The following is a 24,640-nucleotide window of genomic DNA, read 5'->3' as shown; positions in this document are numbered from 1 at the left end:
CCAATGTTTTGTTAATTGAGCGGTGCGACGCAAAGTGCGCCGTCCTCGAGAAAAGCCTGGACCGGCCTTCCTCGCGAGGAGGCGTCCATCTCCTCGGCGGTGCGGTACCAGCCGTCCACCGCCAGAAGTTCGGCTTCGTTTTTCCGGCAAAAGATACGAGCCGCGGAATTTCCTGTTGCGCCGGCGAACGCACGTCCACGCAGCGTGCCGTAGACGTGGATCGACCCCCCGGCGATGATTTCGGAACCGGAACTGACGGAGCCGACAATGACCACATCGCCATCGGGGTGAAAGACCGACTGGCCGGAGCGGATCGGCGCCTTGATCATCAGCGAGTTCGGCGCCTCCGGCTCTTCGGTCTTGAACTCTGAGGCAACCTTCGGGTCCGGCTGCACGTAAATCGCGTCAGCGGTGGCTTCCTTGGCGCCAACGAGGAGCGGCGGCAGATCGGCATCAAGAGCAATGTTGCCATCGGCTTCGATCGCGTAGACACGGATCCCGCGCGCCGCGAGCTGTGAGACCAGATCTTCGATCTCGCCCACCTCCGGCTTCAGCATATTCAGGTCGAGCACGACCGGGCGGCCGGCAAAAAAGCCGGGAGAGTTTTCGGTCCAGTGATCCAGGCTTTGCAGCCATTCCCCCAACGGGGCCTCAGGGGTGAGGGTGAAGGCTACAAACGAGCGTGCTCGAAAGCGTATGGACTTGTTTTGGATGGGAGCGACGCAGGTCACAGAGGCGAGTCCTTACTGATTGGTTAAGGCTAGCCCGGCATGGTTAACGAAAAGTTAATGGCGGCTTCCCGAGGCTTCCATTCTTGCTGTTTCGGAGCAGCGACGGTCGATCTGATTGGGCCCTGGATACCCTCGCCGTTGCCGAAGGCCGGCCGATGAGCGAAAACGACGCGCTAACACGGTGCGGAGGTGCCAATTCGATCTCCGCACCGCAATTGCCACGCAATTTTTATTTACCCATCATCTGCTTGGCGTTTTCCGGCGTGATCGCCGTCGTTGCCACGGTGACCGTCGGCTCGACGGATGTGGCGCAATCGAGAAGAACCGACTTTGCCATATCGATCGCCTCCTTGGCGCCCGTCGGATAAGTGAAGGTTGCAGCCCATTCGCCTTCAGCAACGGCCCGGATGCCGCCGGCAGGACCTGGCAGGCCGTCGGTGCCGATGATCTTGATCTGCCCTTCCTTGCCGGCGCCCTTGGCGGCAAGCCGCGCTCCGGCGGCCATCATGTCGTTGCTCGCGTAGACCATTTTGATATCGGGATTGGCCTGCAGCATGGCGGCAAACGCCGTCTGTGCCTTGTCCGGCAGCCAGTCCGCTGCCTGCTCGGCGACGACCTTGATCTTGTCGTTCTTCTTGACGCCGTCCTTGAAGCCGTTGAGCCGTTCCACGGCAGGGGTCGAACTGGGCAGCCCTTCCAGAACGGCAACTTCACCGCCGTCAGGAAGCAGTTTCGTGGCGGTGTATTTGCCGGCTTCGAAGGCGATCTTGTAATTGTCGCCGCCAATAAAGGCCGTGTAGTCCTTGCCCGGATCGCCGACCGTCTTGCGGTCGAGCTCGATGACGGGGATGCCGGCCTCCATGGCCCGCTTCACCGCCGGCGTCAGCGGCGATGCTTCGAAGGGCGATATCAGCAGCAGGTCGACCTTCTGGGTGATGAAATTGTCGACCTGCGAGGTCTGGGTGTTCACGCTGCCGGCGCCATCGGCGATCTGCAAGGTGAACTGGGGCACTGCCTTGGCGGCGGCGGTGAGTTCGTCATTGACGTGCTGGCGATACGGCTCGGCATTGTTGGCCTGAGAAAAGCCGACCACGAATTCGCCGGTCTTGGAGCATGCCTTGACCAACGGGTCCGCAGCTTGAGCCCCTCCAGCGGCTGCGAGAAAGGTCCCGGCAAGCAGACACGTTTGCCAGGCCCTTTGTCTGCTATTGCGTGTGCTCCTGATAACCATGGTTGTTTCCTTCCTGTCGATGCCCTTGGCTCGACTGTTGGTTTGCTGAGCTTCACTCTCCCGACGCAGGGTAAGTTGGGCGTCCGGAGTCTTCCAATGTCGCCCACTTAACGGACCAGACCTTCGCGGCGACGGACGAGGGACTGAAGAACTGCCGCCAGGATGATGATCGCGGCTGTCGCGAGCAATTGCAGGGCGGGCGTGATGTTGTTGAGCTGCAGGACGTTGGCGAGCGCGCCGAGCATGATCGTGCCGGCGACCGTGCCGATCATCGATCCGGCTCCGCCGAACAGGCTGGTGCCGCCGATGACGACCGCGGCGATGGCGGTAAGTTCGTAACCGGCGCCATCATTGGCACTGCCGAAGTTGAACTGCCCTGCATGGACGATGCCGGCGAGAGCGGCCGCAAAGCCGGTGATCGCATAGACGGTGATCTTGACGGCGGACACGGGAACGCCCGAGAGGCGCGCCGCCCGCTCATTGCCGCCGACGGCAAAGACATAGCGGCCAAAGCGGGTGGTGTTGAGAACCACGGTGGCGATCGCCGCAAAAGCGATGAAGACGATGGTCGCCACCGGCACCACATTGTTGAACAGGCGCTCGCCCAGAATGGCAAACACAGCCGGGGCAAGCCCGGGTCCGTCGCCATAGGAGATGTTGATGTATTCGTTGCCCGAGACGACCAAGGCCAGACCGCGCGCGGCCTGAAGGCCCGCGAGGGTCACGATGAAGGGCTCGAGGCGGAAGCGCGTCGAGATCGAGCCCTGAACGGCACCGAAGACCACACCGGCAAGAAGCACGGCAAGGATCGTCGGCACGAGGCCAACGCCGCCATTGATCATCATCGTGGCCGTAACGACACTGGCCAGGCCAAGCAAAGCGCCAACCGAGAGGTCGATGCCCGCAGTGATGATGACGAAAGTCATGCCGATCGCGATGATGCCGGTCTCGGACACGGCGCGTACGATGTTGGCGATGTTGTCCGGGGCGATGAACAGTATCTGTCCGTGCCGGCGCGGCGAGAAGATGATGCCGCCGATCACAACGACCACCAAGCCGATCAGGCTCTGGAACCGAACGATGAGTGCAAGCGGATCGCGCCGCTTCTGAGCTGTCTTGCCGCTCGGCAGGTCGGTATCTGCCGTGCTGGTGTCGAACATCAGGAGGCCTTTCCGGTTGCGGCGGCAAGCACCGTGTGTTCATCGACGCCGCTTTTGAATTCCGCCACGTTGCACCCCTCCCGAAGAACCACAATGCGATCGCACAGGCCAATCAGCTCAGGCATTTCGCTCGAGGCGACGAGTATGCCGAGGCCTTGCGATGCCAGATCGCGAAGCCTGGCATAGATTTCCGCCTTGGCGCCGACGTCGACGCCACGGGTCGGTTCATCCAGCAATAGCAGCCGCGGATTGCCGAGGATCTCCTTGGCAAGCACCACTTTCTGCTGGTTGCCACCCGACAGCGCGCCGACCGGGATGGCGGCATTGCGCGGTCGTATGTCGAATTGGCCGAACGAGCGCGCCACCGCGGCTGCTTCGCGTGCCATCGACATGAAGCCACGCGGCGAGATCCGTCGCAGCACTGACATGATCAGGTTGCGGCCGACGGCTGTGCGCAGCATCAGCCCGCTTCCTCGCCTGTCGTCGGTGACGAAGGCGACGCCGGCCCTGCGCGCAGCTCTGATGGACTCGAGGCGCAGGGGGCGATGGTCGACCTCGAGGGTGCCGGCCCAACGGCCGGCCAGGCCGGTGCCGTAGAGCGCGCTGAGCAACTCGGTACGGCCGGCACCCATGACGCCCGCCAGCCCGACAATTTCGCCCTCATGTACATCGAGCGAAACCTTTTGGGGAACCTGCCAGCCGGCGCTCGCTCGAACGGGATGGAAACGGGCGTCCTTGAGATGAAGGAGCCGGCGACCTGCCGCGCGTGTGCGTTTCGGGTAAAGTTCCTCCAGGGGCCGGCCGACGAGAAGGCTGACCAGTTCGGCCTGCGGTGCGTCTGGGGCTGTCGTCCCGGCCACCCGGCCGTCGCGCATCACCGTTACCCGGTCCGCGACTTTGGGAACCTCCTCAAGCCGATGCGAGATGTAGACGATGCCCACGCCGGTGGCGCTGAGCTTGCGCATGATGGTGAAGAGCCTGTCCACCTCGCTGACCGTCAGGGCCGCCGTCGGCTCGTCCATGATCAGGACACGCGATGCATAGGACAGAGCCTTGACGATTGCCACGACCTGACGATGCCCGATCGACAGTTCGCCGACGGGCCGTTCGACATCGATGTCCAACTCGATGGCGGTCAGCCGGGTGCGGGCTTCTTCGCGCATGCTTGCAACATCGAGAAAACCGCCGGGGTTGACCAACTCGCGGCCGAGGAAAAGATTGGCCGCAACATCGAGGCCAGGCACGAGATCGAGTTCCTGGAAGATCGTGGCGATGCCGGCGGCCTGGGCTTCGCGCGGATTGGCAAAATGCACTGGTGCGCCATCGATCGTGACCGTTCCTTCGTCAGGGGCGTGCACACCGGATAGGATGTTCATCAGTGTCGACTTGCCGGCGCCGTTCTCGCCCAGCAGCGCATGGATCTCGCCCGCCCGCAGTTCGAAATCGACGCCGCGCAAAGCATGAACACCACCGAAGCGTTTGACGACGCCATTCATGGTCAGGAGTGGCGAAGTCATGCCGGTCTCCCGCAGGATGCGCGCAGGCGCAGCGTCGGCTCAAGGCGAACCGTGCGTCGCTGGCCATCCGGAAGTCCAATCCGCTCAATCAGCAACGCGGCTGCCTGCCTGCCCAAATCGTCGCAGGGTTGTTCGACCAGCGTCAGTCGCGGCTCGAAGTAGTCGGCCCATTCGAAATCGTCGAAGCCGACCAGCGATATGTCCTTGGGGACAGCGAGCCCTCGCTCACGGACAGCGCGCATCACGCCGATCGTCGACAGATTGTTGCCGGTCACCAGGGCAGTCGGCGGCAGCGGCAGCGACAGCAGGGCATGGGCGGCGGCGCTCGCACTGGCGGTGGTCGCGTTTCCCGTCACGACGTAGTCTGGCACAAACTCCAGGCCGTTGGCCGCCAGTGCGGCGCGAAATCCATCGATGCGCTCCAACGTGGTGGCAAATCCCCGCTGTCCGGCAACGAAACCGATGTGGCGATGCCCGAAGGACACGACGTGATCGATCAGCGCGCGGATGGCCTTGAAATTCTCGACACCGACCTGATCAAAGCGATCGTCGGGCAGTCGGTCGATCAAGACGCAGGGCAGGGACCGTTCCGAGAGATATCGCAATACGGCTTGCGGCGCGGCAGAGGGCGCCAGGATGATCCCGTCGACGCGCCGCTGGTGCAGTGCCTGGACGACAGCCAGCTCCTTGTCCGGATCATCCTGCGTATCCGACAGGAACACCATGAGCCCAAGGCGCGCACACTCGGTCTCGACGGCGCAGATGATGTCGCTGAAATAGGGATTTGAAATCGCCGAAATCGCCAGGCCGACGCTGCTCGTCGAGGCTCGCTTCAGCGAGCGCGCGACATTGTTGGGCAGATAGCCGAGAGCAGCGATCGCCTCACTCACCGATCGGGCGGTGGCCGGGGAGACATAGCGGGTTCGATTGACGACGTGCGAAACGGTCGACACCGACACGCCTGCCCTGCGAGCGACCTCAACGATCGTCGTCATCGCGGAGCTGTCGTCCTCGACGTGGTGACGGGCAAGCGCACGCACGCTCCTCCTCGAAATCTTGCGTTTCCCAGTCTCACAATCTTTGAATCCGCCTGGGGCGGCCGTTGTGACTTTCCCAAAGCTAGTGCCATCGAAACGTTTGCGCAACCGGTTTTCTGTCTTGAGATGACTCGCTTGCCGCCGAAATCAGCCAGGACTTCCGTGCCGGCCATCGGCTGCGCCTGGACATCTCCTCGAGCAATTTTCCGAAGGTCGGTGTCATCCGAATACCAGCGCGCCGACCTGGACGGTAACCGACAGCGGGTGCGCAAAAGGCTTTTCTTGAAAGAGCACGGCCGTTGCGGCTGATCGTCGAGAGATTCGCATAAATGAAAGCGCGACCACTCCGATCACATGCCACCGCGATCTGCTGGCCGTGCGCGACAATTAGAGCAAGGCTTTGTACCGATCGCCGATCTTGTCGACTGTGAAATCCGCCGCCCTGCTTTTCAGGACGGCAGCAGGGGTGGGGTGGTCCAGCATTTCGGTCATCGCCTTCGCCAGGGCTGCGGCGTCTCCAACCGGGACCAGCGCACCGAAACGGCCGTCACCGAGAATCTCGCGCGGTCCATGCGGCGCATCGGTGGAGATTACGGGGACACCGGCAGCCATCGCCTCGACCAACACATTGCCAAAGCCTTCGCTGGTGGATGTAAGGACGAACAGATCGGCTGCGGCATAACAGGCTGCAGGATCGTTGACGTAGCCGGCAAAGAGCACGTCCGCGCCTATGCCGGTCTCTTCGGCATAGGCGTACAATTCGGCAGCCAGCGGGCCTTCGCCGAAGATGACAAGCCGGGCAGGGCGGCCGGCGCGCACGGCAGCGAAGGCCCGCAGCAAAGTCCGGTGATCCTTGACCGGCACCAGGCGCCCGGCGGTGGCGATGACCGGGCCATCGCCCATCGCTGCCAATTTTGCCTGCCAGGCATAGGAATTCCCCTGCGGTGCTTCAGCCGGCGGCAGCGGGTGGTTGATGACCAAGACCTTGGACTTGGGAAAGCCGCGGGGGACAATGTCACGGCCGACACCCACCGAAACGGCGATGGCTTTGGTCGCGCGCGCTGCAACCAGCGCGGAAAGCCAGATCGCCATCCTCGCGCCGAGGCCGCTGGCAGGCAGCGAGGCAGCGGCGTGGAAGCTTGGAAAGAATTTTGCTCGGCTTCTGGCCAACATAAGCGCCAGCGCCATCACCAGATTGGCGAATTCCGGGGCGCTATAGACCGCATCGGGATCAAGGCGGCGGAACAAATTTGCGCTTCGCACGATGCCTTTCAGCGTCGCCGACTTGGCGTAACCCTCGCCGCGCAAGGGAAGGCCGAAGTCGACCAGATGCACGGCAGCGGAGCGCAGCGCGGCGTTAGGCCCTTCCGCGTTCCAGGTAAAAAGCGTGACCTCGTGGCCACGCGACGCCAGTTCATTTGCCATCAGGACGAATACACGCTCGGCGCCGCCGCCCCTCAGGCTGGCAATGTGGAAAACGATGCGCTTCGCCATGCCCCGCTTCAGGCTCGGCTGGCGGCAAGACCTGATCGGTTCGGCGGCCGGCGCATGTCGCGGACGATGCCCATGCCAATGGCCAGCAGCATGCCCAGGGCAAAGCCTGCGAACGCTCCCACGCCTGCCACCAGGGGAGTGCGCGGGGGCCATGAGCGCCCTGGTGGCGGCACCGCGGTCGAAATCACCTGTACGTTTGTGGTGTCGATCTGCTCGCGCTCGCTGATTTGGCGCGCACGCGACAGGAAGCTCTCATAGACCGCTCTCTTCGAGGCGGCATCGCGTTCAAGCTCACGCAGGGCGACTTCGGACTCGCTGTCGGTGAAAACGTTGCCCTTCAGATCGTTCATCCTGACGTTGAGAGAAGCCAATGAAGCCTTGGCCTTGTCAAGGTTGGCCTTTGCCGTGCCGACGGTGCGCGAGAACTCCGCCCGGAGTTGCGAGTTGACGGTCTCGAGTTCCGTCCTGAGCCTGACAATCGTCGGGTGGCGCGGACCGAAGGTCATGGACTGTGAATCGATCTGCTGCCGCAGGCTGTTTGACCTGTCGCGCAGCGCCGCGAGCGCTTCCGAAACCGTGGGGTCGGGATTGGCCCCATTGATGCCGGATGCAATCAAGGCGTCGTAACTTGACTGCGCAGCGATGACGCGCGATTGCGCATCGACGATTTCGCCGTTGAGCTGCGTCATCGTCTGCGAACTGACGAGCTGGCCATTGCTGGAGGACAGGTTGTGGCTGCGCCTGTAGCTCTCGACCTTCTCTTCGGCAGCCTGCACGTCGCTCTTGAGTTGGCCAAGGCGGCTGTCGAGGGCAGCCGCGGCACGGCTGGCACCGGCAGCTTCGGCCTTGGCGAGTTCTTCCTGGAAGGTTTTGACTATGGCCTGCGAGATCAGGATCGCCTTGGCGGTGGTTTCCGCAGATACCGAGAGGGTTGTGACAAACGAGGTTGGGTCCGCGGTGGCGTCTACCCGGTCCGCTAGGTTCTTCAAGGCGACAAGCCTCGGGTCGGGCTTGCTGCCACTCGCCACAGCGCCAGACGGGGGTGTGCTCCGGTCTGGATCGAAAAACTCTGGATCGTGAGTCAGATTCAGTTCGTCCACCACACGGGAAAGCACGTTGCCCGAGGTCAAGATGCGCTGCTTGCTGCGCGTGCTGAGCAGCTGGCTATCGACCTGGCCCGGTTGCGAGTAGAGGTCGTTTTCCACAACCTGCAAATTGGAAGGGTTGATGAGTACCTCCGTCGTGACGGTGTAACGCTGCTTGCTCAGCAATGCATAGGCGCCGCCGACAATGCCGCCGATTACCGCCAGCATGCACGCCAGAGCGAGGCCGGCCCGCAGCCAGACGAACAGGCGTCGAAAATCGAGCTCGAGGAAATCGCCGATCTTGTCCAGGGTCACCGTCGCGACGGGCTCGGGTGGTTGCGGCGTCACAGGTGCGGAGTTGTGCGCCGCGGCTGGGCCATGCTGTTGCAACATTGCCCTGCGCCGCGCGTTGGCGATTCGCTCGAATGCACTGTTGTTGGAAGCCGTCGCGGAGATGGGGGGTGTGCCGGAACCGGCAGACATGGTGACAACCCTAGTTAAATCATTACGCTTGGCCTGCTCTACAGAAACATCGTTAACATCTTATTTTCCAAGTTGCCCCATTTTACCGCTCACGCTGTCCGTCCGGCGGACGTTGAAGGGATCTCGTTGCCCGGAATGCCGTTTGAATACCTTCACCTGGATGGGCCATGAGCTATCCCGCTGCCGCATCGGAACGATTGTTGTCCAGTCGAGCGCGCCGTCAGAACGCGCTGTCGCTGCTGTTTTTCCTATGCGCGGCCTTCGCGCTCCTGCTTCGCTTTACGGTGTCACCGCAGGTGATGAACATGGTCGTAAACTATACGGCCCAGGGGGGCTCGTTCTACGAGAAGCTGCATTTCGGCACCTACGCGATCTTCCTGGTGCTTGCCGTCGTTCTTTTCAGCCGACCGTTTCTGCTGCAGGGCGACGAAATTGGAATATTCAAAGCGTTGATCCGCTATTCGGTGCTGATGTTCGCGCTGGTGCCCTATCTGTTCGTCACCGGCCGTGCGGGCTCCTCCGGGTTCATCATCGATACTTATCTGGTGGCGGGCGCCGCAGGCCTGTTGATGCTGGCCTTGAACGCGGAAGTGCGGCGGGCGTTGGGCGACGTCGTGCTTGGAATGGTCATCCTTAGCGCTGTGCTCGGCACGATCGAGGCGGTGACTCAACATCGATTTATGCCTTACGGTCTCAACGAACTGCAGTTCAGGCCAATCGGCCTATCGGCGCACCCACTGGCACTAGGCGCGCTCTGCGCCACAGCCATCGGATTCGTGCCGCTGACGCGCTGGCGCATATGGGTGCAGGTGGCATCGATTCTCGTGTTGCTCGTCGGTTGTGCTGCGTCAGGTGCCCGCGCCGCCCTGATGCTCGCTGCCGGAGAAACCCTCATTCTGCTGCTGTTCGTGCCTTGGCCGCGCCTGACTCTCAAGCACCAGCGGCAGGCCAAGTCCGTCGTGCTGCTGTTCGCCCTGGTGGGCGGCGCAGTGCTGGTGGCCATACTGTTTTCGGGCGGGCTGCTGAATCGATTCGGCAACACGATCTTTGACGAGAATTTCATGGCGCGGGTGACGATCTACCAGATATTCGGACTTGTTAGCTGGAAAGACATCCTGTTTGGCATGAACGTCGACGACCTCCTGGCGATCGTCAACGAGAAGCTGCATCTGCCCTTCATCGAGAGCGCGCCGGTGGTCATCATCATGCTCTTCGGCTTGCCGATAGCCGTGCTCTTTATAGTGCTGGTATTCTGGTTCATTTTTCGGCTGCTGCGCGCGGCGCCGCTGCCGGCATGGATCGGCACCATGACATTCCTGCTTGCTGCGCTGTCGAACAACGCGCTCTCGTCAAAAGCGCCGGATATCACGACTATCGTGGTGTTGCTGCTTGCCTATAGAAACGTGCCGTATAGAAACCAGCCGAAGAGCACATCCTCGACCGCTGTCGCATCCGAGCCGAAACTGGATCGGCTTGGATAAGCGCAGGCTCCAGACGCGTCAGCCGGCGCTATCCACAACCTCGACATTGCCTGCGCGATTGAGCGTGTGAATGCCCGCCCGCGCCCATGCCGGCCCCGGATCGATTGGGCGGGGCGGTGCAAACAGGACATCGAAGTCGTCAAGCCGATCCAGCCGCATCAACCCCAGGCCGCCGCCATAGGCTCTAGACCCGTTTTGCACCGGCAGCAGCAAAGCGTCCCCCTGGCGGATGAAAGCGCCGCCCGGCCGAGTGGCCGAGTGGTCGACGGCGACCGGATTGAGCGCATGCGCGACCCAGGGCCCGCGAAGCGCCGGGGCAGAATAGACGGCCATCGTGTCCGACGCGCTGCCGTGACCGAACCGCTCCGTCCCCAACAGCCAAAAGCGACCGTCGGATTCGAGCAGCGTGGCGTCGTTGAAATCCCTGTCCGTCATCAGCACCGTGTCGCGTACCCAGCGATCCGGAAACTGCATGGCACGGTAGAGTACCACTTCGCGCGCCGCAGCACTTTCCGCGATCATGAAAATCTCGCCAGAGCGAGCGAACACCTGCGGATATGACAGGTGATGCGCTTCCTCCAGCACCACCCTCGGTACGCCGAAAGTGCCGTCGGTGCCAAGTTCGGCGACGGAAATCACCCCGCGGCCCGTGGCGTAGGGAAATTCCTCGACAAACAGAAAATGGCGGCCGTCGCGATCGAGAACGAATGGATCGGCGTAGAATCGCTGCCCGTCATCGGCAAGCACGGTGAACGGCTTACCGTCGAGTTGTCCGGTCTCGGCGACGCCTGGCCCGTCGATCAGCCGGTAGGCAACCTGCCAATAGAAGGGGCGCCGGCCGCGTCGCAGTTTTTGCACGGCGCGGTCGACCAGCCCCCTGCCGAAAAAAGGCAGATAGTGCCTGATAAAGCCGCCTTTCTTCAGGGTCGGCGCCGGGCTCTCGGCGATCGGCACAAGTTTGCCCGCGGAAAAGCGGGCGACACATTGGGCAACCAGGGAGATCGCCCCGGCGAGCAGGTCGTTGCTGCTGCGGGACAGCCAGAGCCGATCGCTGACCATCGGCCGCGCCCTGGCGACCGCAACGCCGTCGAGGCGGGTGGTGAGTTCGGGCGATTGCCCGCTCGCCAGCATCTCGGTCATGCCCGCGGCAAAGCTGCTGTGGCCACAAAATTCGAGCGTCAGGACCGGCGTGTCCCGTCGTGCGGCGGTAGCGGTGAGATCGATTATAAGGTCGGTGGGGCCGGTATCGCCGGACGGCAACGGCTCGGAACGGCTTGCCATTGAGGGACCGAAGCGCCGGCCCTCGAGCGCCAGCACATTATCCATCCCGCGTGCATTGGGTGCAGGCGCCGGCGCGCGGCAACTCGAAACCGCGTGTCCAGCCGCACTCAACCGCGCCAGAAGCTCGTTTTCCCAGCGCCGGGATGCGTCGGCGTGGCCGATGATTAAAATATTAGTCAATCCAATATATTCTTTTTCAAGACTATCACTATAGACTACTTGTCAGCCCAACCTTTCACAAGAGTTAACCCGGGAGAACACGGCCTTGGTTGTTAATCATATATTAAGAATTGAGATCACGAAGGCGTTTTCCGGCGCTATTATGGCTCTTGCGGGCAATAGTCGGCATGTCCCGAGGGCTGCAGGCGACCAGGATCAGCGATGAACGTCCTTTCACGTCCAAAACTGCCGTCGAGGCAGAAACTGCTGATCGTGTTCGGCACGAGGCCGGAGGCGCTCAAATGCTTTCCGGTGGCGCGTGCCGCTCTTGCTCATCCAGGTTTTATCACCGAAATATGCATCACCGCCCAGCATCGCGAGATGGTCGACCAGGTTGTCGAGCTGACCGGCCTGCCGGTGCATCACGACCTCGACATCATGCAACCCGGCCAGTCGCTGTTCGACGTGACCTCGCGCGTGCTCCTGGGCATGGCCGAGGTGCTGGACAAGGCGAAGCCCGATATCGTCATGGTACAGGGCGACACCACCACCGCGATGGCCGCGGCTCTGGCTGCGTTCTACAAGCGCATTCCGGTCGCTCATGTCGAGGCAGGATTGCGCAGCCACAACATCAACTCGCCGTTTCCTGAAGAACTGAACCGCAAGATTGCCGGCGACATCGCCACCTGGCATTTTGCGCCGACCGTTCAGGCGCGCGACAACCTCATCGCCGAAGGAAAAGCCGAAAGCACCATCTTCGTGACCGGTAACACGGTGATCGACACGCTGTTGCATTTTTCAGGCGCGATCGATGCCGACAGGCTGATGAACGCGAAGCTCGCCGCCCGCTTCCCCTTCCTCGACCCTTCCAAGAAAATGATCCTCGTCACCGGCCATCGCCGCGAGAATTTCGACGGCGGCATCCAGCGCATCTGTACGGCATTGAAGGGATTGGCGGCGCGCGGAGACGTGCAGATCGTCTACCCTGTCCATCCAAACCCCAATGTGCGCTCGGTGGTCAACGCAGAGCTGGAAGGCGTGCCGAATATCTATCTGGTCGAGCCGCAGGACTATCTGCCGTTTCTGTACCTGCAGAAGCAGAGCTATCTGGTGCTTACCGATAGCGGCGGCGTGCAGGAAGAAGCGCCTTCGCTCGGCAAGCCGGTGCTGGTGATGCGCGAAAATACCGAGCGACCCGAGGGGATCGTGGCCGGCACCGCCCGTCTCGTCGGCACCGATGTCGAGAAAATCCTGTTCAACGCCAATCGTCTGCTCGACGATCCGGCCGCCTATCGCGGCATGGCGGAACGACACAACCCATATGGCGATGGCCGGGCCAGTAACCGGATTGTTGAGGAACTGCTGCATCATGGCTGAAATCAAAACCGTTTCCGTAATCGGCATGGGCTATATCGGCCTGCCGACCTGTGCGATTTTCGCCAGCCGCGGGCTCGACGTCATTGGCGTCGATGTCAACGGAGCGGTGGTCGAGAAGGTCAACCGCGGCGAAATCCACATCGTCGAACCGGACCTCGATGGCTTGATCCAGAAGGTCGTGGCGAACGGCAAGCTCAAGGCCTACAGCACGCCGCAGCCGGCGGACGCCTATATCATCGCCGTGCCGACCCCGATGACCCACGACCATAAGCCGGACGTGACCTACGTGCTCGCGGCGGCACGAAGCATCGCCGCGGTGCTGAAGCGAGGAGACCTTGTGGTGTTGGAATCGACATCGCCGGTCGGCACGACACGCATTATGAACGGGCTGCTTGCCGAGTTGCGGCCCGATCTCAAATTTCCTGTCCTGCATGGCGAAGACGCCGATGTGCTGGTTGCCTATTCGCCCGAGCGCGTGCTGCCGGGAAAGGTGCTGACCGAGCTGATCAACAATGATCGTTCGATCGGCGGATTGTCCCGCAAATCGTCGGAACGGACCGCGGTACTCTATTCAACCTTCGTCACCGGCGACCTGTTCATGACGACGGCCGAAAGTGCTGAGCTGGTGAAACTGACCGAGAACGCGTTCCGCGACGTCAACATCGCCTTCGCCAACGAGCTTGCAGCGGTGTGCCAGGATCTGTCGCTCAATGTCTGGGAGGTGATCGATCTCGCCAACCGTCACCCCCGCGTGAACATCCTCCAGCCGAGCCCGGGCGTTGGCGGTCACTGCATTGCGGTCGATCCATATTTTATCATCGACGCCGCACCCAACAGCACACGGCTGATGGCTTCGGCACGCCGGATCAATTCCGAGCGGCCGATGTCGGTGGTCAGGGATATCGAGGCCTTGCTCGATCCCTCCCGCAAGCAGACGATCGCCTGTCTTGGCCTCAGCTTCAAAGCCAATATCGACGATTTGCGCGAGAGCCCGGCCGTCGAGGTGGTGAAGCTTCTGTCCGATATCCCCAATGTGAAGATCATTGCGGCTGAACCCAACACAAATGCGCTGCCGCATGAGCTCGAGGGCAGAGGCATCGTGTTCACCGACGCACTTTCGGCCATCGACAAGTGCGATATCGTCGTCCTCCTGGTCGACCATCGGCAGTTCAATCTGGTCGACCCCGAAGCGCTCAAGGACAAGAAGCTTGTCGATACAAGGGGTCTGTGGACCTGGCGCAAGGCACGCAAGCCCGACGCCCGTATCGAAGGCAAGAAACCAGAGGTCGCTCAAGTGGCGCTTGCAAGGGAGCAGGCTGCATGAACGTGCACGACGCGGCTTGGGCGCAGCATTCCCTGTTGGCATCACGGCGCCGGGAGTTCCTTGGCGCACCGATCCATGCGCTGACCATGGCCGAGACGCTGGCCATCGCCGACGAGGCGATGACCCTGCGGCGGCCGCTGCATCATGTGGTCGTGAATGTCGCCAAGCTGGTGACCATGCGCCAGAATGCCGAACTGCGCGAGGACGTTGCAGGGGCGGACGTGGTCAACGTCGACGGCATCGGCGTGCTTTGGGGCGCACGTCTGTGCGGCGTCGCGCTGCCCGAGAGGGTGGCGGGCGTCGACATCATGATCAATCTGCTGAGCCTCTGCGCGAAGCGTGGGTTCAGGCCCTATCTACTGGGGGCCGAACAGCACGTTCTCGAAGCGGTTAGAACGAGACTTGCCAAGGACCATCCGAGCCTGGTCATAGCGGGGATGCGCAACGGCTATTTCAAGCCGGAGGACGAGGCCGGGATCGTCGCGGCGATCAACGCCTCGGGCGCCGACTGCCTGTTGGTGGCCATGCCGACACCGCGCAAGGAGCGATTTCTCAAGCGCTACCGCGACGAACTCGCCCCAAGCTTCGTGATGGGCGTGGGCGGCAGTTTCGACGTCTATGGCGGCAAGGTTGCCCGTGCGCCGAGGCTGATACAAGCGGCCGGCCTGGAGTGGCTGTTCCGTGTCGTCCAGGAGCCGCGACGCTTGTGGCGCCGCTACTACGACACCAACACTGCCTATGCAGGGCTGCTCTGCCGGGAGTTCTGGGAGCGTCGCTGGCGCCGAAACGCCGGTTTATAGATTCGCCTACGGCGTGTTCCAGGTGCGCGGCGCCTAATGCCCGGAACGCTGGCTTCGACCCCCTTTCGAACTTAGACCACAGGCTTAGGATCGCGAAGGCTGTTCCACGCCGGAGCGCTTTCCAACGCCGTATATTTCCCCGTTGCGATCTCCTGGCATATTTTCATTAGTGCTCCGCCAGCCGCGCGCGCAAGTGAGCCGCCCACGCTTATCCGCCGTACACCGGCCTCGGCAATCTGCTCGAATGTGAGGCCGGAAACACCTTGGCCAAGGACATGATTCACTGGTGCACTGACAGAGCTGCAAATCTGCTCGAGGGACGCCAGGTCCGGGACGCCCGGCGCATACAGCACCTCAGCGCCAAGAGCTTCGAAGGCCTTCAGCCGGCGAATTGCCTCGTCGAGACCATATACGCCTTTACCCATCCCATCGGCGCGGGCGGTGAGTACGACGTCGTATTTTCGAGCAGCTTCAACCGCCGCCGCTACACGTGCCACTGCCGTATCAAAATCGCGTATTGGCTGGCCGGGGTTTGGTTGTCGATCTTCGATCGAAAGTCCAGCCAATCCCGCTTCGGCGGCAAGCCGGACGGTTTCAGCCACGCCTTCTGGTGTGTCTTCATAACAATCTTCCAAATCGGCAGTGACTGGCATGATCGTCGAGGCTGCGATCTCGGCAGCGTATGCCAAGCTTTCGTCGCGGCCGACTTCCTTTGCCCCGTCCTTCTTGCCCTTCGAAAAGGCGTAGCCCGAAGATGTGGTCGCCAGCGCCCTAAAACCCAGACTAGCCATCATTCGCGCGCCGGCTACGTCCCAGGGGTTGGGGATCAGGAAGCAGCCGGATTTATGAAGAGCGCGAAATTGTTCAACCTTCTTGGATCGGGAGATCACGCTGCCCCTCAGATTTGGACGACAAAGCTGGACCTAACTAATCCTTGTTGATGCAGCTTTTCAATCGTCCGTCCCTGACCCAACTGCGATCTGCGGATTCGTCGGGTCTTTTGCGCTGGTGCGCGACAGCTGGCAGACCGCTCGTGCGCCTCCCTCTTATGGCCCGAACACGCGGAGAACGACTGTCCGATGCGCAAAGAGCCCATTTCCGCAAGCTGCGGCATGTATTTGCAAGCCTAGGAAAGGCCTGCTTACAGATCGCTTGCGAATTATGCGATCCGTAGCCGCGCCCGCAGCTGGGCGACGAATTGCATTGCTGCCACAGGGTGGAACAATGAGGTCAGCCCGAAGAAAACCGCAGCGCCGGCGGTGCCGCCAGCGACAAGCGAGAAGATTGCCGGCACGTCGCCGACCACCATGCTGGCAAGCTTGGCGGCCACCCCCGCGCTGAGCGAGATGACCACCGAAACGCCGATGTCGCGCCACGGCACCGGCACCGGCGTGAGCCGCTCGCTGATGATGATGCAGGTTATGGAGCCCACCACCGATCCGCCCGCCAGCGCCAAAGCGGCGCCGATCTCCGCCATCGGAGGGATCAACAGCAGGGACAATGCGATTGTCGCCACCGAGCCGAAGAGATTGGCGATGATCAGCAGCCACGGCCGCTTGTGTGCGTGCACCACGACGCCATAGACGAAGCTCGTGAGATTGGCACAAAGCACGCTGAAGGCAATGATCGGAAACAGCAGGCCGAAGCGGCCGTGATATTGCGAGGGCAGCATGAGCTCAGTGATATCGCTGCTGAGCGCGACCAGCATCGCTGCAATCGGCAGGCAAAGCCGCATCATCAATGCCATCAGCTGTGACAGCAGCCGACCCGATGCCGCGGGCCCGTCCTCGTCAAACCGGCTGACCACCTCGGGAAAGGCGCCCATGTTGATGGCGTTGGCGACCATGTCGATCGGTTGGCGGGCCAGTGCATAGGCGGCGGCGAAGATCGCCACAGCGCTGGCATCGTAATAGATCTTGAGGAACACACGCTCCGCGCTGTTGAGCCCGAAGCCTACCAGCGCCATGATGATCAGCGGCACACCGAGCGCGAAGAAGTCCCTGTGGGTGAAGCGCGGCGGACCGGCAACGACCCGCCGGGATGCCATGATTCCCGCCACGATGCCGGCAATTAAGGCGCCGAGGCTCGAGCCGAGCGATACCGTCAGAAAGGTATCCTGGAAGATAAGGATGGCGCCGATCGGCAGCGCGAGTTGCAGCAGGGCGCGCAAGGCTTCGAGCATCGAATAGACCGAATGACGCTGCTGCATCTGCAGCACCGTCAACGCGAAGCGGCTGATGGATCCCGCGACCAAATAGCCGCAGACCGCGATCGCGAACTCGACCCAGCGTTCCGGCACGACCACCGCCGACGCGCCTACCGATATGACCAGCGCCAGTGCCGTGGTGGCAAGCAACACCTGCCCGGCCAGCATCAGGCTGCCGCGGCTGACCTCGCCCTTGCCGCCAAGCCTGAGCAAGGCGATGCGCAGCCAGTTGGTGACGGCAATGTCGGTCATTTCGCCGACGGTCACCACCAGCGTGAGCAGGCCATACTCGGTCTGGTCGATCAGACGCGTCACCACGACCAGCAGGAGCAGCGCCGAAATTCGCGTCAGCAGGATCGCCGGAGCATAAATGAGCGTGGAACGGAGCAGCAAAGGCGTGTCCCTGGAAAATTCACCTTCGACTAGCCGCCGACTGGCGGAAAATCCAGCGCTATGACAGCGAAGGGTGAACAGATTCAGTTTGAACTAAAAGATTTGCCGTAAACCTTATCGCGAACGTTTGCTTTGCAGTTACCCGGTCTGTGTTATTTAGAGTACCATCATGTTGCAGCGCCTCATATCCGATCGAAAAATACATGTCCTGGTCGCGACGCCGTCGGGCGTTTCGGGGCAGGGCGGCATCGACCGCATCATGGGGGCGCTGAAGCAGGAGTTCGAACGGCAAGAAATCACCGACATCGATGTGCGCTTCCTTGCCAGTCGTGGCCCGGGGCATGTCGGACTTTCGATCTTCTATATGCTCGGCTTTTGCTTACGGATGCTTAAAGCGCGTCTGGCTGGACGCGCCGATGTCATTCATATCAACATCTCAGTTTCCGGCAGCACCTACCGCAAGATGGTGATCGCCGCCTGCGCACGGCTGCTGTCGATACCCTATGTCCTGCATTTGCACGGGGCGCAGTATCAGACATTCTGGAAAGACGATCGCGGGTTCATAAGCCGCCGTATCAAAGCTCTGTTCGAGCATGCAGATCGGGTGATCGTTTTGGGCAGGCTTTGGCGCGATTTCGTCGCCAGCCGGGCGCCGGGCGCTGCCGGCAATATCGTGATTGTGCCCAATGCGACCGAAGTCCCGTCGCTGGCGCATATCGGCGGCGGCGACCATGTGCATATCCTGTTCCTGGGTCGTATCGGCGACCGCAAGGGCGTACCGCAATTGTTGGACGCGCTGCACCGCATGAACGCTATCAATAACTGGCGCGCTACGATTGCCGGCGATGGCGAAGTGGCGGCGGCAGGGGCAAAATCGGCCGTGCTGGGGATTGCAGACCGGATCGCCCTTCCCGGTTGGGTGGGACCTGACGATGTCGCATCGCTGATCTCTTCGGCCGATATTCTGGTTCTTCCCTCCTTCGCCGAAAACCTGCCGATGTCGGTGATCGAAGGCATGGCAGCCGGTCTGGCGGTGGTGGCAACCCCGGTGGGTGCGGTCGAAGACATCATCACCGACGGGCAATCCGGGCTGCTGGTGCCGCCAGGCGAGGTTACCGCATTGACCGAGGCACTGAGCCGCCTCGTGGAGGACCCGGCATTGAGGGCAAGGCTTGGTGCTGGTGCCATAGCCGTGCATCGGGAACGGCTTGAGCTCGCCCCGTTTGTCGGCGCAATCTGCGATGTCTGGAGGTCGGCCGCGTCAAGCCATCAACCGGTCAAGCGCTGACGCCGATGATGGCGGCGGCGCTTCAAGCCTGAATTCGCGGTGGAATATCTCCAAATTCAACAGCGCCCATATCAGCTTTTCGTGGTCTGCGGCACGCGTGGTGTGTTCCGAGACGATTTGATCAAGCTGTTTCGGGCTCAAATAGCTGCGAATGACGGAGTGAGGCGAGCAAAGATGGTCATGCACGTAGTTCCTCATCGACCCCCGAAACCATTCGGCGATCGGCACCTTGAACCCGATCTTGCGGCGGTTGAGAATTTCCTCAGGAAGCATGTTGGCCATGCTCTTGCGCAAGATCAGCTTACCCTTACGCCAACCCACCTTGTAGCGATCGGGCAATTTGCTGACGAACGCAACCAGATCGCGATCGAGGAACGGCATTCTTCCTTCGATTGAACCGGCCATCATCATCCGGTCGCCTCGTTCCAGGAGATTGTCAGGCAACCACGATGTCTGATCGAAAAACAGCGCGCGGCGAAGATGGGACGCCGTCGCGTTTGAGGAAAACGGGAAGTTGTTACGTTCATTGCGGCAATTGGCCGGCGCACCGATGAGGCGACCGTGTTCCCGCGCTGTCATGGCACCAAACCAGGAGATCATCCGGGTGGCAAAGTCCCTTTCACCCGCGCTTCGGGCAAATGTATCGAACTTGGCCGACGCGCCAGGCATGGCGCGTATCAAAGGGGCGAAGAGGTTGTTGTGGAGCAAGGCTGGAACGAGGGACCGGTAGATTCCAGCCAGTGACTCTGCGCGATGTTTGGGATACCCGCCGAGAACCTCGTCTGCCCCTTCCCCTGTGAGCACCATCTTGACGTCCTGCGAGGCTCGCTCCGACATCAGGTAAATTGGAATGTCCGAACTTTGTGAAACAGGCGCCCCCAGATGGCGAATCAACTTCGGCAGGTGGTCAATCAGGTCGTCCGCTTCAATGACCAGTTCGCAATGATCAGTCTTGAAATGATCGGCGACGCGTCGGGCGAATGGAAGTTCACTATAGGCCGGTTCGCTGAAACCGACCGAAAATGTACGAATGGGTTTGTCGCTGTGCTTGGTCATCAGGGCGACGATTGCTGACGAGTCGAGGCCTCCGGAGAGAAAGGCGCCGAAAGGTGCATCGCTGCGCATTCTGATCTCGACGGAATGGTCGAGCAGTTCCAGAAATCGTCGCTTGGCGGTTTCGTCGTCGATGTCCTCGGTCAGGTCCGTTTGATCCGGAGGCGTATAATAGCGCGTTTCCCTCACAGTCCCTTGCGACCAAACGGCATAGCTTCCGGGGTTGAGTTTGCGGATCTGTTTAAAAAGCGTGCGCGGTCCAGGCACGTAACGCCAGCGCAGGTAGTCGTGCACAGCGTCCAGATCGAGTTGCTGCGCATTTGGCTGCGATGACAACAACGCGTTGATCTCTGAGGCAAAGGACAGCAATTTTTCGCTTTGCATGAGGTAAAGGGGCTTTTTGCCGAAGGGATCCCGGCCGAGGATCAATTCCTGCCTCTGAGCATCCCAGAGTGCAAAGGCGAACATGCCGCTCAGCCGGTCGAACACCGACAAGTGCCACTGATCGTAAGCTCTGAGCAGCACCTCGGTATCGGAGCGTGTTCGAAAATGATGGCCAAGACCGATCAGTTCCTGGCGCAGCTCGATATAGTTATATATCTCGCCGTTGAAAATTATTCTGAGACGACCGTCCTCAATATGCATCGGCTGATTTGACTCGGGCGCTAAGTCAATAATCGCCAGGCGGCGATGGACCAATGCCAATTGTTCCTCGCCGGTATTCAAGTCCAATATCTCGGTGCCTTCGGCATCGGGACCGCGGTGCCGCAATGCGTTTGACATTCTGGCGGCCCGCTCTTGTGGATTCTCGGCCCTTCGCCCGATCCATCCGGCAATTCCACACATTGTTCCCCCTGAGCGCGCGTATTCCTCGCTCCATTACGCTAAATGTATTAAACACTTCGTGGCCAACACAACCCAACCGCGAGGAAAGCTGCCACGGGCCGTTCTCGATCAAGCCTGGCGGTCAGGGGTTGACGTTGCCGCCGGCTGCTCACCGGCGAAGAGGAGTGACGGCAATTATGGCAGGCCCAATGCCTGCAGCATCTCCGGGTCGGGTACGCCGGGGCCATCGGCCCGGATGAGGCTCATCCCATAGCGATTGGAGAACTCCCAGACAGACCATGGGATCGCGAAGCGTTCGGCCTCTCGGCGCACCGCCTTGAGATAGCGCGAACGGTCGGCCTCGAAGGCGCCGATGCGGCCGTCCGCGGACATGAGGATAACGCCGAATTCGCCCATGAAGAGCCGCCGGCTTGGAATGCCATGGCCTTCAGCCCAGTCGACGGCCTGACGAAAGCTCGCCTCGAGTTGGCTCTGGCCCCAGTTCTGCTCGAAATAACTCGCGATTGCATCGCGCGCGGTGGCCATGTTCATCACCTGCTCGACCCTGCTCAAGCCGGCAGCTTCCATCCGCGCCTTAAGGGTTTCGGTCACCACTTCGGGTGTACTGCTGTCAGCCGGCCAGGGAAGTCCCGAAGCAAAGCTGTTTGGGTCATCGGGCCGCTGGTGGGTGAAACTGTGCGGCTCGTACATATGGAAGCTGTAATAAATTTTTGGATCATCGAAGCCGGGGCCGAGATTGACCAGTCCGGCAATGCTGCCGCCACAGGCGCCGGTTGCAACGATGGTGAGGTCGTTGCTGACCGCTCGAATGTCGCGGATCGTGCCTGCCATGATGCGCTGCCAGTCATCGCTGCCGCTCGCATCGCAAGGATAGTATGCCGGCTCGTTGTAAGGTTCGAGGACGACCTTGTCGGTGCCGATCTTGACCAGCATGGCGGCGACCGCCACAACCATTTCACGATAGCGGGCAACGCCGTCGCTATCGGCGCCGCCATAGATAATCTCCATGCTGTAGGCCGGAACCTGGGTGACGCCATGCAGATCGAAAACCACCTTGAGGCCGGTCGACGTGATCCGCTCGACGGCGGCGGCAAGTATGTCCAGCGCCTGCTGCCGCTTGGCGCCCTCGCTGGCAAGCAGAGGACCGGGATCGACGCTCAGCCGGACGAAGTCGAGGCCCATCGATCGGATGTGGGCAAACACCTCCCCGGCCGGCCAATCGGTGAGCGGCCTGCTTCCCGCAAGCCATTCCTGCTCGCTGCGATAGGGCGGCCAAACGTAGGTTCCGTCTTTCTCCACCGGCGACCAGTTCAGCCACTCATGCACGCCAACGCCGCGCTTGAGAGAGATCGGCGCTGCCTCGGCCGCCATAACCAAGGCGAGCACCCAGGCAACAACACACATCGCTTTTCTCATCGCTCTCTCCGCATGGTCGCCGGAGATATTAACCGCAACGAACGGGAAAAAAGATTGCCGGCGCGCAGCTTTTCGGCGGCATGGTATACAAGGACCGAAACCCGGACGGAGCCTGCATGAGAATCGGCTGGTACATCAACCGATTGCGCAGCATGGGACCGGCCGAGGTGTTGCACCGGCTGGGCGAGCAACGTCGAAGGATCGCATCGCGCCGTCGCGATGACGGGTGGGAGCGCTATCCATCGCCGCAGTTGCACCCGGTGCTGCCTGGATTTCGCGATGCTGCGCTGGCCGCGACCGACGCTCAACGTGAAGCCATAGCGGCGGCCGCGCAAGAGACGCTTCTGGGCCGGTTTTCGGCACTCGGGCGGACATGGCCAAAGCGCGAGCCCGATCTTTTGTTTCCTGCCGAGCTTTGGCGTCTCGATCCAGTGACCGGCAGGCTTTGGCCTGGCCCCGAGGCTCATACTTTCGACATCGATTTTCGCCATGGCGGCGACCTTGGCGATATAAAATATGTCTGGGAGATCAACCGGCTGCAGCAATTGCCGGTACTGGCCGCGCACCTGCTCCTCAGCGAGGACAATCGGTCCCGGATTTCCATCGAGGCGGCGATCGGCAGTTGGCATTCCGCGAATCCGCCGTTCCGAGGCATTGGCTGGGCTTCCGGCATCGAAGTAGCGCTGCGAGCCATCAGCCTGATCGTCACCCTGGACCTCGTCGGCGACCGGCTTGACCCGGCGACACTGCGGAAAGCTGGTGAAATACTCGCGGCAAGCGCCTATTGGCTGCCGCGGTTTCCATCGCGATATTCCTCCGCCAACAACCATCTCGTCGCAGAATTGGCCGGCGAATATCTGGTTGGCCTGGCGCTTGGGGCCGAATCCGAAATTGCCCGTAGCGCCCTCCTGAATGAGGCACACAAGCAGATACTTGCCGATGGCGCCGGTGCCGAGCAAACGCCGACCTATGCAGCCTTCACCGCCGAACTCATCTTGCTGTGCGCCGCCGCGGCACGCCAGGCAGGAACGCCGTTTCCCTCGGCTGTCGAAGCGCGTCTGGGGGCCTTCGCGAATTTCGTGGGCTGGCTGCCTAAGAAAGCTGCCCGCTTCGGCGACGACGATGAGGGCCGCGCGCTGAAGCTGGGGGACGAGCCGGACTACATCCGGTCCGTCGCGGCCGCCATCCATGGCTTGCTGGGAATGCCGGGCAATGCGCCGGAACCTGACGATTTTCGCTCGCTTTTCTTTGGTGCGCCGTCGGGCCCGGCGCCAGCGGTGCATGGCTTGCAGACATTCGCGCAAGGCGGGCTCTCCGTCTGGCGCGGAGCAATGAATGGCCGCAGCGTCGAACTGACGTTCGACCATGGACCGCTCGGCTATCTCTCGATAGCGGCGCACGGCCATGCCGACGCGCTGTCGCTCACCCTGTGCATCGACGGCGAGCCGGTGCTGGTCGATCCTGGCACCTGGCTCTACGGTTCGGGAGGCGTCTGGCGTGACTGGTTCCGCTCCACGCCGGCGCACAACACGCTGAATGTCGAGGGTAAGAGCCAAAGCACTATCGCTGGGAATTTCAACTGGTCGCACAAGGCCGTCGCGGCGCTGGTGGAGAGCGAGCCGGGAACGCACTGGAGGCTGAGCGCCCGGCATGACGGCTATAAAAGCCGCTTCGGCGTTGTGCATCAGCGCACTTTGGCGCACCAGGCCGATGGCATCCTCATCACCGACCAACTGCTCGGCGACAGGCGAGAGTCCGAGATCGTCTTCCAACTGGCGGCCGGCCTCCATGCCGACCGGCACGAAAACACGGTTACGGTGTTGCGCGGCGACGAGCCGCTGTTGGCCATCCGCTTTCCTGATGCTGCGCTCGACATCCGCGCCGGCGGTGACATGCCGGGGCAGGGCGGTTGGGTTTCACTGCGTTTTGGCACCAGGCAGCAAGCCGAACGCCTCGCCTGGCATGGTCAAGTGGGCGAGGCCGGAATCGATATCCATCTTGACCCAATTCACCCGCCGCAACGGCAAAGACCGGCGCCAACGTAGAGTTGCCGAGCGAGTTCCGGCCGCATTCGACATTAATTACGTTTGGACATTTAGCGGTTTCGTTACCGTTGATCTGCTAGTCTCGCGCCATCCAGCCTGCTTTGCCTGCTGCGCCCGCAACAGCCACTGGTTGCAGGCGACGCAGCGGGTTTGGCGAGAATTTCATGCTTTGCAATTCGCCGATTGCCTTCTTACGACCCCGGACTGCCTTCTTCCGACTCAGGAGCCGCTGC

The 24,640-nt window shown here is 61.6% G+C and carries 19 protein-coding genes; 7 read left to right on the top strand and 12 right to left on the bottom strand.

The features are described 5' to 3' along the window. Nucleotides 1-11: 11 nt before the first annotated feature. The 5 genes from minC to NKJ08_RS23025 form a co-directional block, all read right to left on the bottom strand. A complete protein-coding gene (minC, locus tag NKJ08_RS23045; protein WP_352524860.1) occupies nt 12-731 on the bottom strand; it encodes a septum site-determining protein MinC in 720 nt (239 codons plus the stop codon). A 229-nt stretch (nt 732-960) separates the two neighbouring features. Further along, on the bottom strand, nt 961-1,962 hold the full coding sequence (locus tag NKJ08_RS23040; RefSeq protein ID WP_352524861.1) for a substrate-binding domain-containing protein: 1,002 nt from the start codon (nt 1,960-1,962) through the stop codon (nt 961-963). 107 nt (nt 1,963-2,069) lie between these two features. Further along, a complete protein-coding gene (locus NKJ08_RS23035; protein WP_352524862.1) occupies nt 2,070-3,122 on the bottom strand; it encodes an ABC transporter permease in 1,053 nt (350 codons plus the stop codon). After that, nucleotides 3,122-4,639: a sugar ABC transporter ATP-binding protein gene (locus NKJ08_RS23030; protein WP_352783452.1), complete on the bottom strand. Its 1,518-nt coding sequence runs from the start codon at nt 4,637-4,639 to the stop codon at nt 3,122-3,124. The genes NKJ08_RS23035 and NKJ08_RS23030 overlap by 1 nt, the downstream gene beginning before the upstream one ends. Further along, on the bottom strand, nt 4,636-5,634 hold the full coding sequence (locus NKJ08_RS23025) for a LacI family DNA-binding transcriptional regulator (RefSeq protein ID WP_352524965.1): 999 nt from the start codon (nt 5,632-5,634) through the stop codon (nt 4,636-4,638). The genes NKJ08_RS23030 and NKJ08_RS23025 overlap by 4 nt, the downstream gene beginning before the upstream one ends. Before the next feature lie 188 nt (nt 5,635-5,822). On the opposite strand from NKJ08_RS23025, the gene NKJ08_RS23020 reads away from it, so the two are divergent. Further along, the gene (locus tag NKJ08_RS23020) at nt 5,823-5,930 is read left to right on the top strand and encodes a CocE/NonD family hydrolase C-terminal non-catalytic domain-containing protein (RefSeq protein ID WP_352776940.1); all 108 of its coding nucleotides are present in this window, start codon (nt 5,823-5,825) and stop codon (nt 5,928-5,930) included. 133 nt (nt 5,931-6,063) lie between these two features. On the opposite strand, the gene NKJ08_RS23015 is transcribed toward NKJ08_RS23020, so the two are convergent. Beyond that, nucleotides 6,064-7,170 (bottom strand): glycosyltransferase, encoded by a 1,107-nt coding sequence (locus NKJ08_RS23015; RefSeq protein WP_352783449.1) that lies wholly within the window; start codon nt 7,168-7,170, stop codon nt 6,064-6,066. Between the two features lie 8 nt (nt 7,171-7,178). Beyond that, nucleotides 7,179-8,738: a GumC family protein gene (locus NKJ08_RS23010; protein ID WP_352524865.1), complete on the bottom strand. Its 1,560-nt coding sequence runs from the start codon at nt 8,736-8,738 to the stop codon at nt 7,179-7,181. A gap of 167 nt (nt 8,739-8,905) precedes the next feature. Between NKJ08_RS23010 and NKJ08_RS23005 the strand changes: the two genes are divergently transcribed. Next, on the top strand, nt 8,906-10,219 hold the full coding sequence (locus NKJ08_RS23005) for a VpsF family polysaccharide biosynthesis protein (protein ID WP_352783446.1): 1,314 nt from the start codon (nt 8,906-8,908) through the stop codon (nt 10,217-10,219). Nucleotides 10,220-10,237: 18 nt separating this feature from the next. Here NKJ08_RS23005 and NKJ08_RS23000 read toward each other — a convergent pair whose 3' ends face one another. After that, nucleotides 10,238-11,680, bottom strand: coding sequence for a glucosamine inositolphosphorylceramide transferase family protein (locus NKJ08_RS23000; RefSeq protein ID WP_352524869.1), 1,443 nt, complete (start codon nt 11,678-11,680; stop codon nt 10,238-10,240). Between the two features lie 201 nt (nt 11,681-11,881). Between NKJ08_RS23000 and wecB the strand changes: the two genes are divergently transcribed. From wecB to NKJ08_RS22985, 3 genes are read left to right on the top strand one after another with little or no spacing between them, the layout of a single operon-like run. Then, the gene (wecB, locus tag NKJ08_RS22995; protein WP_352524871.1) at nt 11,882-13,036 is read left to right on the top strand and encodes a non-hydrolyzing UDP-N-acetylglucosamine 2-epimerase; all 1,155 of its coding nucleotides are present in this window, start codon (nt 11,882-11,884) and stop codon (nt 13,034-13,036) included. Next, the gene (wecC, locus tag NKJ08_RS22990) at nt 13,029-14,360 is read left to right on the top strand and encodes a UDP-N-acetyl-D-mannosamine dehydrogenase (RefSeq protein WP_352524873.1); all 1,332 of its coding nucleotides are present in this window, start codon (nt 13,029-13,031) and stop codon (nt 14,358-14,360) included. The genes wecB and wecC overlap by 8 nt, the downstream gene beginning before the upstream one ends. Beyond that, on the top strand, nt 14,357-15,160 hold the full coding sequence (locus NKJ08_RS22985; protein ID WP_352524875.1) for a WecB/TagA/CpsF family glycosyltransferase: 804 nt from the start codon (nt 14,357-14,359) through the stop codon (nt 15,158-15,160). Before wecC ends, NKJ08_RS22985 begins: the two co-directional genes overlap by 4 nt. A 71-nt stretch (nt 15,161-15,231) precedes the next feature. Here NKJ08_RS22985 and NKJ08_RS22980 read toward each other — a convergent pair whose 3' ends face one another. Next, nucleotides 15,232-16,050 (bottom strand): isocitrate lyase/PEP mutase family protein, encoded by an 819-nt coding sequence (locus NKJ08_RS22980; protein ID WP_352524877.1) that lies wholly within the window; start codon nt 16,048-16,050, stop codon nt 15,232-15,234. 269 nt (nt 16,051-16,319) lie between these two features. Continuing rightward, on the bottom strand, nt 16,320-17,759 hold the full coding sequence (locus NKJ08_RS22975) for a lipopolysaccharide biosynthesis protein (protein ID WP_352524878.1): 1,440 nt from the start codon (nt 17,757-17,759) through the stop codon (nt 16,320-16,322). A 169-nt stretch (nt 17,760-17,928) separates the two neighbouring features. Between NKJ08_RS22975 and NKJ08_RS22970 the strand changes: the two genes are divergently transcribed. Beyond that, a complete protein-coding gene (locus tag NKJ08_RS22970; RefSeq protein ID WP_352524879.1) occupies nt 17,929-19,047 on the top strand; it encodes a glycosyltransferase family 4 protein in 1,119 nt (372 codons plus the stop codon). On the opposite strand, the gene asnB is transcribed toward NKJ08_RS22970, so the two are convergent. Further along, the gene (gene asnB, locus NKJ08_RS22965) at nt 19,021-20,946 is read right to left on the bottom strand and encodes an asparagine synthase (glutamine-hydrolyzing) (protein ID WP_352776919.1); all 1,926 of its coding nucleotides are present in this window, start codon (nt 20,944-20,946) and stop codon (nt 19,021-19,023) included. The genes NKJ08_RS22970 and asnB overlap by 27 nt on opposite strands. 174 nt (nt 20,947-21,120) lie before the next feature. Then, the gene (locus NKJ08_RS22960; protein ID WP_352524881.1) at nt 21,121-22,362 is read right to left on the bottom strand and encodes a glycoside hydrolase family 5 protein; all 1,242 of its coding nucleotides are present in this window, start codon (nt 22,360-22,362) and stop codon (nt 21,121-21,123) included. Between the two features lie 116 nt (nt 22,363-22,478). Here NKJ08_RS22960 and NKJ08_RS22955 point away from each other — a divergent pair, with 116 nt between their 5' ends. Then, on the top strand, nt 22,479-24,407 hold the full coding sequence (locus NKJ08_RS22955; RefSeq protein WP_352776918.1) for a heparinase II/III family protein: 1,929 nt from the start codon (nt 22,479-22,481) through the stop codon (nt 24,405-24,407). Nucleotides 24,408-24,640 lie beyond the last annotated feature (233 nt).

The organism is Mesorhizobium sp. M0244, from assembly GCF_040321795.1.
Classification (GTDB): domain Bacteria; phylum Pseudomonadota; class Alphaproteobacteria; order Rhizobiales; family Rhizobiaceae; genus Mesorhizobium.
This window is presented reverse-complemented; position numbering and strand designations above follow the sequence as displayed.

Bases quoted from the DNA above. Each gene is read 5' to 3' on its own strand.
- NKJ08_RS23040 (WP_352524861.1), bottom strand. From the start codon at position 1,962: ATGGTTATCAGGAGCACACGCAATAGCAGACAAAGGGCCTGGCAAACG.
- NKJ08_RS23035 (WP_352524862.1), bottom strand. From the start codon at position 3,122: ATGTTCGACACCAGCACGGCAGATACCGACCTGCCGAGCGGCAAGACA.
- NKJ08_RS23030 (WP_352783452.1), bottom strand. From the start codon at position 4,639: ATGACTTCGCCACTCCTGACCATGAATGGCGTCGTCAAACGCTTCGGT.
- NKJ08_RS23025 (WP_352524965.1), bottom strand. From the start codon at position 5,634: ATGACGACGATCGTTGAGGTCGCTCGCAGGGCAGGCGTGTCGGTGTCG.
- NKJ08_RS23015 (WP_352783449.1), bottom strand. From the start codon at position 7,170: ATGGCGAAGCGCATCGTTTTCCACATTGCCAGCCTGAGGGGCGGCGGC.
- NKJ08_RS23010 (WP_352524865.1), bottom strand. From the start codon at position 8,738: ATGTCTGCCGGTTCCGGCACACCCCCCATCTCCGCGACGGCTTCCAAC.
- NKJ08_RS23005 (WP_352783446.1), top strand. From the start codon at position 8,906: ATGAGCTATCCCGCTGCCGCATCGGAACGATTGTTGTCCAGTCGAGCG.
- wecB (WP_352524871.1), top strand. From the start codon at position 11,882: ATGAACGTCCTTTCACGTCCAAAACTGCCGTCGAGGCAGAAACTGCTG.
- wecC (WP_352524873.1), top strand. From the start codon at position 13,029: ATGGCTGAAATCAAAACCGTTTCCGTAATCGGCATGGGCTATATCGGC.
- NKJ08_RS22985 (WP_352524875.1), top strand. From the start codon at position 14,357: ATGAACGTGCACGACGCGGCTTGGGCGCAGCATTCCCTGTTGGCATCA.
- NKJ08_RS22970 (WP_352524879.1), top strand. From the start codon at position 17,929: ATGTTGCAGCGCCTCATATCCGATCGAAAAATACATGTCCTGGTCGCG.
- asnB (WP_352776919.1), bottom strand. From the start codon at position 20,946: ATGTGTGGAATTGCCGGATGGATCGGGCGAAGGGCCGAGAATCCACAA.
- NKJ08_RS22960 (WP_352524881.1), bottom strand. From the start codon at position 22,362: ATGAGAAAAGCGATGTGTGTTGTTGCCTGGGTGCTCGCCTTGGTTATG.
- NKJ08_RS22955 (WP_352776918.1), top strand. From the start codon at position 22,479: ATGAGAATCGGCTGGTACATCAACCGATTGCGCAGCATGGGACCGGCC.